Annotated in this window: 10 protein-coding genes; 4 read left to right on the top strand and 6 right to left on the bottom strand. The window is 63.0% G+C overall.

Annotation, left to right across the window (positions count from 1 at the left end; all coding sequences use genetic code 11):
- Positions 1-14: 14 nt before the first annotated feature.
- A complete protein-coding gene (locus tag QRN46_RS22860; RefSeq protein WP_011331981.1) occupies positions 15-902 on the bottom strand; it encodes a LysR family transcriptional regulator in 888 nt (295 codons plus the stop codon).
- A 137-nt stretch (positions 903-1,039) separates the two neighbouring features.
- Between QRN46_RS22860 and lysM the strand changes: the two genes are divergently transcribed.
- Positions 1,040-1,480, top strand: coding sequence for a peptidoglycan-binding protein LysM (gene lysM, locus QRN46_RS22855; protein ID WP_011331982.1), 441 nt, complete (start codon positions 1,040-1,042; stop codon positions 1,478-1,480).
- Between the two features lie 93 nt (positions 1,481-1,573).
- On the opposite strand, the gene yrfG is transcribed toward lysM, so the two are convergent.
- Entirely contained in the window at positions 1,574-2,236 is a 663-nt protein-coding gene (yrfG, locus tag QRN46_RS22850) for a GMP/IMP nucleotidase (protein ID WP_011331983.1), read from the bottom strand.
- 88 nt (positions 2,237-2,324) lie between these two features.
- On the opposite strand from yrfG, the gene nudE reads away from it, so the two are divergent.
- Together nudE and cysQ are read left to right on the top strand one after the other, a co-directional pair.
- Complete coding sequence (gene nudE, locus QRN46_RS22845) at positions 2,325-2,891, top strand: ADP compounds hydrolase NudE (RefSeq protein WP_007952641.1); 567 nt, start codon at positions 2,325-2,327, stop codon at positions 2,889-2,891.
- A 5-nt stretch (positions 2,892-2,896) separates the two neighbouring features.
- The gene (cysQ, locus tag QRN46_RS22840; protein WP_041475109.1) at positions 2,897-3,730 is read left to right on the top strand and encodes a 3'(2'),5'-bisphosphate nucleotidase CysQ; all 834 of its coding nucleotides are present in this window, start codon (positions 2,897-2,899) and stop codon (positions 3,728-3,730) included.
- A 29-nt stretch (positions 3,731-3,759) separates the two neighbouring features.
- Here cysQ and QRN46_RS22835 read toward each other — a convergent pair whose 3' ends face one another.
- The 4 genes from QRN46_RS22835 to rfbC all read right to left on the bottom strand — a co-directional run bounded on the left by QRN46_RS22835 (position 3,760) and on the right by rfbC (position 8,101).
- Positions 3,760-4,215, bottom strand: a complete 456-nt coding sequence (locus QRN46_RS22835; RefSeq protein WP_011331985.1) for a YiiD C-terminal domain-containing protein — start codon at positions 4,213-4,215, stop codon at positions 3,760-3,762.
- Positions 4,216-4,255: 40 nt separating this feature from the next.
- Complete coding sequence (locus QRN46_RS22830) at positions 4,256-5,644, bottom strand: sigma-54-dependent transcriptional regulator (RefSeq protein ID WP_011331986.1); 1,389 nt, start codon at positions 5,642-5,644, stop codon at positions 4,256-4,258.
- Positions 5,641-7,449: a sensor histidine kinase gene (locus QRN46_RS22825; protein WP_041475488.1), complete on the bottom strand. Its 1,809-nt coding sequence runs from the start codon at positions 7,447-7,449 to the stop codon at positions 5,641-5,643. Before QRN46_RS22825 ends, QRN46_RS22830 begins: the two co-directional genes overlap by 4 nt.
- Positions 7,450-7,555: 106 nt before the next feature.
- Positions 7,556-8,101, bottom strand: a complete 546-nt coding sequence (gene rfbC, locus QRN46_RS22820) for a dTDP-4-dehydrorhamnose 3,5-epimerase (protein ID WP_041475110.1) — start codon at positions 8,099-8,101, stop codon at positions 7,556-7,558.
- 179 nt (positions 8,102-8,280) lie between these two features.
- Here rfbC and QRN46_RS22815 point away from each other — a divergent pair, with 179 nt between their 5' ends.
- Positions 8,281-11,193 carry an aminotransferase gene (locus QRN46_RS22815; RefSeq protein ID WP_285357383.1) on the top strand — a complete coding sequence of 971 codons (2,913 nt, stop codon included), beginning with the start codon at positions 8,281-8,283 and terminating at the stop codon, positions 11,191-11,193.
- Positions 11,194-11,286: the final 93 nt, after the last annotated feature.

The following is an 11,286-nucleotide window of genomic DNA, read 5'->3' as shown; positions in this document are numbered from 1 at the left end:
ATAGATGCCGTCGATCAAGCGTCCGTCGGTGATTTTTGATAGAGCGCGAAACAGGCCTCGGCCAACGCCGATCGTGGTGCCCCGCGCCGCATGATCAGCCCCAGTCGGGCGAGGGTCTGGGCGTTTTCGATGGGTTGCAGGCGCAGGTTATCCGTGAGGTTTTCCAGACCACCATCGAGTGGCATTACCGCGCAGCACAGGCCGCCGTGCACGGCTTGCAACAATTGGTGAACGGCGTCGGTTTGCAGCAACGGTTGTGGCGTCAGGCCACGGCTGTGGAAGTTATGGTCGATGGATTGGCGAAAATGCATGCCGCTGGTGAGCATGCCCAGTGGCAGTTCGATCAGCGATTCCCAACTCAGCGGCGCCTGACCAAAACTGAAGAATCGCTGGTCGTAGAGCAGGCCCATCTGCGTTTCACTGAACGCCAGGGATTCAAAACGCTCGCCGTCGAGGCGGTCCAGGTAAGACACGCCAATGTCGATGCGGTTGTTCGCCAGTTGCTCCAGAACCTGTTCCGAGCTCAGCGAAGACAGTTCGAAGCGCAGGTTCGGGTGTTGCGCGTGCAGGCGTTGCATCAAAGGCAGCGCATCGAAACTCGACAACGGCACCACGCCCAGCCGCAGGGTGCCGATCAGGTTGCCGCGACAGGCCGCCGCTTCCGCCTGTAAGCCGTCGTAGGCCGCCAGCACGGTGCGCGCCCAGGCCAGCACCCGTTCGCCCGGCGCGGTGAACCCTTCGAAGCGCTGGCCACGGTTGACCAGTGGCAGGTCGAGTTCTTCTTCGAGGCTGCGCAGGCGCATCGACAGGGTCGGCTGGGTGATGTGGCAGCGGGCGGCGGCCTGGCCGAAATGGCGGGTTTCGTCGAGGGCGATGAGGAATTTCAGCTGCTTGATGTCCATCTTCGCTCCGGGGCGCTGGCAAGGGTGGGCGATTCTACCGCTTGCGCGGGGGCAGGGTCATTGGTCGGGCCGCAACCGGGTTTGTCCGGCGTGGTCTAGGCTTGGGCGTCTGGAACTTTAATCAAGGAGTGTGCGCGATGAGTCTTTTGAGCTTTGTGAAAGAGGCCGGTGAGAAGTTGCTCGACCTGTTGACCCCCGGCAACGCCAATGCCAGCGAGCAATTGAAGGAACATATCAGCAAGGTCGGGTTGGGTAACCCGAATGTTCAGGCGACGGTGGATGGCGACAAGGTGACGGTCACCGGCGAGGTGGCGAGCCAGGAAGAGAAAGAGAAGATTCTGCTGGCGGTGGGCAATATTGAAGGCGTCGGCAGTGTCGATGACCAGATCACGGTCACTGGGCCAGTGGTGGCTGCCGCACGTTTCGTAGTGGTGAAAAAGGGCGACACCCTCAGCGCGATTTCCTTGGCGGTGTATGGCAATGCCAACCAGTACAACAAGATCTTCGAGGCAAACAAGCCAATGCTCAAGGATGTGAACAAGATCTATCCGGGGCAGACGCTGCGCATTCCCGAGTAATCGCAGATACCGCTACCGCGAGCAGGCTCGCTCCCACATTGGAATGCATTTCCATTGTGGGAGCGAGCCTGCTCGCGATGGGGACGATGTGGTCTACAGGCCCGTAATCAAATCCCGATAATCCTCCACCGCCGCAAACTCCCCGGTGTCCTTCGGCCCTTTACGGCTGTCCGGCTCCTTCACGGCCAGCAGATGCGCCACGCCGAAATTCCGCGCACTGCGCAGGATCGGCAAGGTGTCGTCGATGAACAGGCTGCGTGCCGGGTCAAAACCGATGTCGGCCTGCAAGGCATCCCAGAACTGCGGATTCTCCTTGGGGAAGCCGTAATCGTGGGAGCTGATCAGCCGTTCGAAGTACGGCGCCAGTTCGATTCGTTCCAGTTTCAGCGACAGTGAATCGCGGTGCGCATTGGTGATCATCACCACGCGTTTGCCGGCTCGTTTGATCGCGTCCAGAAAGGTGTCGGCATCCGGGCGCAGGGCGATCAGGTGGGCGGTTTCCAGTTTCAGCTCACGCACCGACAGCTTCAGCTCCGCGCTCCAGAAGTCCAGGCAGTACCACTGCAACTGACCGGCATGGCGCTCGAACAGCGGCTGCAATTCCATTTCCGCCATCGCCCGGCTCACGCCGTGCAGTTCGGCGTAGCGCTGCGGCAGATGTTCCAGCCAGAAATGGTTGTCGAAGTGCAGGTCCAGCAACGTGCCGTCCATGTCCAGCAGAACGGTATCGATGTCGGACCACGGTAATGAAGGCATGGCAACGTCTCGAACGGTAGAAAGATATCCGACGCAAACAATCGGAAAAGCCGCGTTATAGTAGCGCGTTCACGCCAAGGAGCTTTGCATGCGCCAGAAACCCACCGTACTTGCCCGCGAGATCGTCGCCACCAGCCGGCTGTTCTGCGTCGAAGAGCTGAAGCTGCGTTTCTCCAACGGCGTGGAACGTACCTACGAGCGGCTGGTCGGCAAGGGCGCCGGTTACGGCGCGGTCATGATCGTGGCGATGCTCGATGCCGAGCACGCGGTGTTGGTCGAGGAATACTGTGGCGGCACCGACGAATATGAACTGTCGCTGCCCAAAGGCCTGATCGAACCTGGCGAAGATGTGCTGGCCGCCGCCGAGCGTGAGCTCAAGGAAGAAGCCGGTTACGGCGCGCGACAACTGGAGCATCTGACCGAGCTGTCGTTGTCCCCCGGTTACATGAGCCAGAAAATTCAGGTGGTGCTGGCCACCGACCTGTACGAGGAGCGCCTTGAAGGCGATGAGCCTGAGCCGATGCGCGTGGACAAGGTCAATCTGCGAGAGCTGTCGACGCTGGCGCAGAATCCGAATTTCAGTGAGGGGCGCGCCCTGGCGGCGCTATACCTGACCCGCGACCTGCTGACCCAGCGCGGATTTTTCCAGTCATGAGTGAGATGCCAATGAATTTTCCCCATCCGTTGATGGCGCCGGTGGTCGAGCTGGCATTGCGGGCCGGTGAGGCGATTTTGCCGTTCTGGCGTGCCGATGTGGCCGTCACCGCCAAGTCCGATGATTCACCGGTGACGGCGGCGGACATGGCCGCTCACCACGTGATCGTGGCCGGCCTGACAGCGCTGGATCCGAGCATTCCGGTGCTGTCCGAAGAGGACGCCGACATCCCGCAAAGCGTGCGTGCAGGCTGGCAGCGCTGGTGGCTGGTGGACCCGCTGGATGGCACCAAGGAGTTCATCAGCGGCAGCGAAGAATTCACCGTCAATATCGCGTTGATCGAGAATGGCCGGGTGGTGTTCGGTGTGGTGTCGATGCCGACCAACGGTCGCTTCTACGTTGGCGGAGCCGGGCTCGGTGCCTGGCGCGGCGACACGGGCGGCACGCCGGTGGCGATTCAGGTGCGTGATGTGCCGGGGCCGGGCGAAGCGTTCACCGTGGTTGCCAGCCGCCGTCATTCGAGTCCGGAGCAGGAACGCTTGCTGGCCGGATTGAGTGCCAGCCTTGGCGAGTTGCAACTGGCCAACATCGGCAGTTCGCTGAAGTTCTGTCTGCTCGCCGAAGGGGCGGCCGATTGTTACCCGCGACTGGCGCCGACGTCCCAGTGGGACACAGCGGCGGCGCAGGGCGTTCTGGAAGGCGCCGGCGGCGAGGTTCTGGATTTGAACGGTGACGCGTTCTGCTATCCACCACGGGATTCGTTACGCAACGCGTTCTTTCTTGCACTGCCGGCAAAAGCGGCGTGGCGTTCGAAGTTGCTGGAACTGGCCCATTCGTAACAGCGCTCCCGGCCCGGAGCGCCAAGCCCTCAGCGGTGCAGGACGTACTGCCCGCTGAAGGTCACTGCATCCTCATTGCTACCGGCATTGACGACCCGCGTATGCAGAGTCAATCGCGCCCGTCCGTAACGTTGATACATCGCCAGAAATTTCTTCCACTGCGTTGCACTCGGTGACGGGCAGATCGCAATGGCATCGCCGGTCACAGGCAGTGGATAACTGATCTGTCCTTCCTGAATCACGATGTGCCCGTCTTCGATGCCTTCCTCTTTCAAACGCAAATGCAGCCAGCCCCAACCGGCCAGCACCGCACCGCAATACAGGCTGCCGCCGAACATGGTGCTCTTGTGATTGACGTTGGCGTCCAGCGGCAGATGCAGGCGCAGTTGCTGTTCCTGCCAGTCGAGCACTTTGAGTCCCATGTCCCGGGTCAGCGGGATGTCGTGATGGAGTACGGATTCCAGATAACGGCTGTCGTGCTTCATGCCCGGACCTCTTGCGGCAGAAAAGTGAATTGAGCGCGCTTCATTCGGATTCGTCGGAATGGCCGCCGCTGCCAGCGAAATTCAGACCGTGCTTGCGCAGTTTGTCGTGCAGGGTCTTGCGCGGAATGCCCAGGGCCTCGGCGAGACTCCGCACGGAACCGTGAGAGCGGGCCAGTTCGGCGGCGATCAGGGATTTCTCGAAGTTTTCCACTTGTTCGCTGAGCCCTCCCGCCGTGATTTCGACGCTGGTGCCGGGGCTGCCATCGGGCTGTGTGTTGTCCAGCGCCAGCTCCAGGCCGAGGGCAAAACGCTCCGCTGCGTTCTGCAATTCCCGCACGTTGCCCGGCCATGAATGGCGCAGCAGCAGCGCCCGTTGGGCCGGTTGCAGTTCATGCGCTGGCAGACCATGGCGGGCGCTGGCTTCGTCGGCGTAATGCTGGAACAGCATCAACGCGTCTTCGCCCCGTTCACGCAGTGGTGGAATGCGCAGCGGCGCCACGTTGAGGCGGTAATACAAGTCCGCCCGGAATCGCCCCTGATCGGCGGCCTGGCGCAGGTCTTCCTTGGTGGCGGCGATGACGCGGATGTCCAGCGGGATCAACTGATTGCCGCCCAGTCGTTCGACCACGCGCTCCTGCAGCATGCGCAGCAGTTTGACCTGCACGTCCATGCTCATGCTCTCGATTTCGTCGAGGAACAGCGTGCCGCCATTGGCGAATTCGAACTTGCCGATCCGGCGCTTTTGCGCGCCGGTGAAGGCGCCGGGTTCATGGCCGAACAGTTCGCTTTCGACCACCGACTCGGCCAGCGCACCGGCATTGATTGCCACGAACGGGCCATTACGCCGGCTCGACAGATCGTGCAGGGCGCGGGCGACAACTTCTTTACCCGCGCCGGTTTCGCCGAGGATCAAGACATCGGCCTTGGTCGCCGCCAGTGCGCCGATCTGCTCGCGCAGGCGCAACATCGGCGCGGATTGACCGACCAGCCGCGCGCTCAACTCGTTGCGATCGCTTAGGGCCATGCGCAGGCTGCGGTTGTCCAGCACCAGACGCCGCAGGGCCAGGGCGCGGCGCACGCTGTCGAGCAGGGCGTCGCTGGCGAAGGGTTTTTCCAGAAAATCATAGGCACCGGCGCGCATGGCCTGCACGGCCAGTGGCACGTCGCCGTGGCCAGTGATCAGCAGCACGGGCAGTTCCGGGTCCTGGGCGTGCAGTTCGCTCAGCAGCTCCAGGCCATCCATGCCGGGCATGCGGATGTCGCTGACCACGACGCCCGGCCAGTCACGCTCCAGTTGCGCGGCCAGGCCCTTGGCTTCGGACAGCGGAAGAATTTTCAGGCCGGCCAGATCCAGGGTCTGGCCGAGGGCCTGACGCAGGTGCGGATCGTCGTCGATCAGCACCACCTGGATGCGGTTGTCGATGGTCATGCGCTTCGATCCTCGGACGGTTGCAGGCTGACCCCGGGCGCGCCGGCGCGCAGCCGCAGGGTGATCAAGGCGCCACCTTGCTTGTGGTTGGCGAACGACAGTTCACCACCGAAGGCGCGCATCAGGGTTTCGCAAATGGCCAACCCTAAACCCAGGCCCTGAGTGCGGGTCTTGGTCGTGTAAAACGGTTCGCTGGCACGGCCCAGGGCTTCCATGCAGAAACCCGGGCCATTGTCGCGAATGTACAGGTTGACGCCTTCGTCGGTGGATTCGGCACTCAGCCACAATTTGCGCGGCGGGCCTTTTTCGGTCAGGGCGTCGAGGGCGTTGGCCAGCAGGTTGCCCAGCACCTGGCGCAGTCGGGTTTCCCCGGCCTCGACCCACAGGGTGGCGGCGGGCAGGTCGCGGATCAGCTCGACATCCATGCTCCGGCGACGTTTGGCCAGCAAGGCAAGTGCGTCGTCCAGCGCGGGTTGCAGGGCGACGCTTTCCGGGGCGTGGCGGTCGCGGCGGGCGAAGGCGCGCAGGTGGGCGATGATCGAGGCCATGCGCCCGGTCAGCTCGCTGATCAGTTTGAGGTTGCCTCGTGCGTCTTCGGTGCGTTCGTGGTCGAGCAGCACTTCGGCGTTCTCGGCGTAGCTGCGGATCGCCGCCAGCGGCTGGTTGAGTTCGTGGCTGATGCTCGCCGACATCGTCCCCAGCGCCGACAGCTTGCCGGCCTGCACCAGATCGTCCTGGGCCCGCACCAGTTCCTGCTGGGCCTGTTCGCGTTCGAGCACTTCCTGTTTCAGGCGGCGGTTGAGGCCTTCGAGATCACTGGTGCGCTCGGCAACCCGGCCTTCGAGTTCCCGGCGGGCCTTGGCTTCGAAGGCGATCCGTTCCAGGTAATGACGACGACGCTGCATCATCAGGCCCAGCAACAACATGACTACCAGCAAGGTGGCGCCGCCGATCGCCACCACGGTACGCACCGGTCGGTCGATCAACGTGCGCGGGGCCAGAATGCTGACGCTCCAGCCGGTTTCCGCGATGTCCTGGGTCTGTGGCAGCCACGCGGTCGGGCTCAGGTTCAGGGGGCGTGGCTCGCGGGTCGGGTAGGGCTGGATCGCGGTGATTGCCGAGCGCTCGGCATCACTGAGGGTGCGGGTCGCGCGAAAGCGCCATTCCGGGCGCGAGGTGAGGATGACGACACCGTTGTGGTCGGTCACCAGCAGTTGTTCCGGGGTTTTGCCCCACAGGCTTTCGGTGTGGTCCAGATCTACCTTGATCACCAGTACACCGATGATTTTTTCGCCGTTGCGCACCGCTGCGGCGAAGAAATAGCCGCGTTTGGCGGAAGTGGTGCCCAGACCGAAGAAGCGCCCGAGGCGGCCGGCCATGGCCTCGCTGAAGTACGGCCGGAACGAGAAATTGCGCCCGACGAAACTGTCGTGCTTGTCCCAGTTCGACGCCGCGAGCGTCTGGCCGCTGGTGTCCATCAGGTACATGACTTCGGCGCCGGTCTGCGCAGCGATGTTCTTCAACAGGCGGTTGGCGTTGCCCTGGGTCACGCCGTCATCCGGCGCCCCGAGCACTGCGCGCAGGGCCGGCAGGTCGCCGAGGATTTGCGGCAGCACTTCATAGCGATGCAGCGTGCCCAGCAGGTTGGCGACGTAGAGGTCGAGGGTCTGACGGTTCTGGCCGGCCAGTTCGCTGCGGTAATAGCGCTCGGCCAGATGTTCCAGCGGCCACAGCAGCGGTGCCAGGCACAGGGCCAGCAGGGCAAGACTGCGCCATCGGGGGCGGCGGGGTAGGGTCGGAGTCATGAGCATCGAGCGCCTGTGGGTACAGGCGCATTATGCCTAGGCTTGCCGGCGCAGTCTGCGCACCCGTGGCCGGGTCCGCAGCGGCGCTGAAGATTCACACAGGACTTCAGGAAAAGACGTCGGCGTCCTTGAGCAGTGCCGCCGCCTGGTCCTTGGCCGACAGTTTCGGCGCTTCATCCAGCTGCCAGTCGATGCCCAGATCCGGGTCGTCCCAACGAATGCTGCGCTCGGAAGACGGGTTGTAGTAGTCGGTGGTCTTGTATAGGAATTCGGCGAACTCGCTCAGCACCACGAAACCGTGGGCGAAACCTTCCGGAACCCACAATTGACGGTGGTTGTCGGCGGACAGACGCACGGCCACCCACTTGCCGAAATGCGGCGAGCTGCGACGGATATCCACGGCGACGTCGAGGACTTCGCCGGCGGTAACGCGGACCAGTTTGCCCTGGGTATTTTCCAACTGGTAATGCAGCCCGCGCAGAACGCCTTTCTGCGAGCGCGAATGGTTGTCCTGGACAAATTGCGTGTCCAGGCCGGTCGCGTCCTGAAAGGCTTTCGCATTGAAGCTTTCGTAAAAGAACCCGCGTTCGTCACCAAATACCTTGGGTTCGATGATCAAGACACCAGGCAGGTCGGTGGTGATTACATTCATGTAGATTTTCCAGTGGCAGGTGTGAATGGCCGACATTCTTGCGCAAAGCGTCGACAGGTGCGAGGGGCGCTTGCAAATCCGCCGGTCTCGCAGCGTGTCGGGGGACGGATGGTCGGGGGTTGCTTATCGCCCGAAGCAATGGCGATATAGGCGCCTAATAAAATTTCAGGGGTCGTTCCATGTCGTTCGCCACGTTGATTCATCGCGCCAGTTTGCCCAGCCCGCAGGTATCGGTGGAGCAGGCCCGGCATTTGCTGGCGCAGCATTACGGCTTGAACGGCACGTTGCAGGCCCTGGGCAGCCAACAGGATCTCAATTATCGGGTCGACAGCGACCGTGGGCGGTTCGTGCTGAAGATCTGCCGGGGCGACTATTCGCTGGTCGAGTTGCAAGCCCAGCATGCGGGCCTGAAATATCTGGCCGAGAAGGGTGCCGTTAAGGTTCCTCGGGTGATGGCGGCCACTAACGGCGCTGACCTGCTGACCCTGGACGTCGGTGGAGAATCGGTGCATGTGCGACTGCTCGATTACATCGACGGACAACCACTGACGGCCCTCGATCACCTTGGCCACGAAGTCGTCGCCGGCTTCGGCCGGCTTTGCGGCGAAATGGATCTGGCCCTCGTCGGTTTCGACCATCCGGGGCTCGAGCGCACGTTGCAATGGGACGCGCGCCACGCCAGCGCACTGATCGAGCACCTGCTGCCGGTGATCGAAGACGAACGCCAGCGCACGCTGATCGCCGAGGTTGCCGAGCAGGCCAGACTTCGTTTGCAGCCGCTGGTGGAAAAGCTGCCGGTGCAGGCGATCCACATGGACATCACCGACGACAACGTGGTCTGGCAGCGTGACGCCCGGCGGGACTGGCGGTTGCAGGGCGTCATCGATTTCGGCGATCTGGTGCGCACCTGGCGCATCACCGATCTGTCGGTCACCTGCGCCGCACTGCTGCATCACGCCGCCGGCGATCCGTTCGTGATCCTGCCGGCCGTGCAGGCCTATCACGCGATCAATCCGCTGCAACACGAAGAACTGCTGGCGCTGTGGCCGCTGATCGTGGCACGGGCGGCGGTGCTGGTGCTCAGTGGCGAGCAACAGGTCAGCATCGATCCGGGCAATACCTACAGCCGCGACAACCTGACCCATGAATGGGAGATCTTCCGGGTCGCCACCTCGGTGCCGCTGGCATTGATGGAGGCGGCGATTCTCACGGCGGTCGGCCAGGCATTGCCGGCCATCGACAGTGAAGGTTTTGCGCCGTTGTTGCCCGATCTGGTCGGGCGCGAATTCGCGTTGATCGATCTGGGGGTGTTGAGCGCACACTTCGAGGCGGGCAACTGGGAGCAGCCAGGCATCGATCAGCGCCTGTTGAGCGAGGCCGCTGTCATCCATGGTCTGGCGGCCAGTCGATACGGGCAATACCGGTTGTCGCGCACCCGGCCTGACAGCGCCGATGAGCCAGAGACATTCCCGCTGCACGTCGAATTGCATGTGCCCCAAGGTTCGGCGGTGGAAGCGCCGTTTGCTGGCGTGCTTCACCTGTCGGCCGACGGCGCGCTGCGACTCGACGGCCCGCAACTGAGCCTGCGCTTGCTGGGCGTGAAACCTTCGTTGCACGGCGGCGCAGCGCTGGTCAAAGGCCAGGTGCTGGGTTCGGTGGACGGTCCGTTGATCGTGCAATTGATTCGTGGCGCACAGCTTGAAGCACCGCGGTTCTGCACGCCAACCCGCGCGGCGGCATGGCAGGCCTTGTCCCCGTCACCGGCCGCGCTGCTGGGCCTGGCCTGCGACGCCGAACCCGAGCTGGACGCGACAACCCTGCTGGCGCGCCGCGACGCCAGTTTCGCCCGCACCCAGAAGCACTATTACGTCGACCCGCCGCGTATCGAGCGCGGTTGGCGCAATCACCTGATTGACATGCAGGGCCGTTCCTACCTCGACATGCTCAATAACGTCGCGGTGCTCGGCCACGGTCACCCGCGCATGGCGGCGGTGGCGAGCCGACAGTGGTCGCTGCTCAATACCAACTCGCGGTTCAACTATGCGGCGGTCGCCGAGTTTTCCGAACGCTTGCTGAAACTGGCGCCGGAGGGCATGGATCGGGTGTTCCTGGTCAACAGCGGCAGCGAGGCCAATGACCTGGCGATTCGCCTGGCATGGGCCGCCAGCGGTGGGCGCGACATGATCAGCGTGCTGGAGGCCTATCACGGCTGGACGGTCGGCGCGGACGCGGTCTCGACCTCGATTGCCGATAACCCGAAAGCCCTGAGCAGTCGCCCGGACTGGGTGCACGCGGTGACGGCTCCCAACACCTATCGCGGCGAATTTCGCGGCGCGGATTCGGCACCGGATTACGTGCGCAGCGTCGAGCAACATCTGGCGAAGCTCGATGAGCAGAAACGCCAGCTGGCCGGGTTTATCTGCGAGCCGGTCTACGGCAATGCGGGCGGGATTTCGCTGCCGCCGGGTTACCTGAAAAAAGTCTATGACATGGTGCGTGCCCGTGGCGGCGTGTGCATCGCCGATGAGGTGCAGGTCGGTTACGGGCGCATGGGCCACTTCTTCTGGGGCTTCGAAGAGCAAGGCGTGGTGCCGGACATCATCACCATGGCTAAAGGCATGGGCAACGGCCAGCCGCTGGGCGCGGTGATCACCCGCCGGGAAATCGCCGAAGCGCTGGAAGCCGAGGGCTATTTCTTCTCGTCCGCCGGCGGCAGTCCGGTGAGCTGCCAGATCGGCATGGCGGTGCTCGATGTCATGGAAGAAGAAAAGCTCTGGGAAAACGCCCAGGTGGTCGGCGCCCACTTCAAGGCCCGGCTGGAGGCGCTGATCGATCAATATCCGTTGGTCGGCGCGGTGCACGGTTCCGGGTTCTATCTGGGGGTCGAGCTGATCCGCAATCGGGCAACGCTGGAGCCGGCGACCGAGGAAACCACGCTGTTGTGTGACCGCCTGCGAGAGCTGGGGATTTTCATGCAGCCGACCGGCGATTACCTGAACGTCCTGAAGATCAAACCGCCGATGGTCACCTCGCGGCAGAGCGTGGATTTCTTCGTCGATATGCTGGCCAAGGTGTTGGAAGAAGGGCTTTAAAGCGATCCGCAACCGGGCAAATACCGATTTGTATCGGTATTTGCCCGGTTAAATTGGGATTGTTTTTTCTTTATGGCTTCTAAAGCCGATATT

The organism is Pseudomonas sp. lyk4-R2A-10, from assembly GCF_030209075.1.
Lineage (GTDB): Bacteria > Pseudomonadota > Gammaproteobacteria > Pseudomonadales > Pseudomonadaceae > Aquipseudomonas > Aquipseudomonas glycinae.
This window is presented reverse-complemented; position numbering and strand designations above follow the sequence as displayed.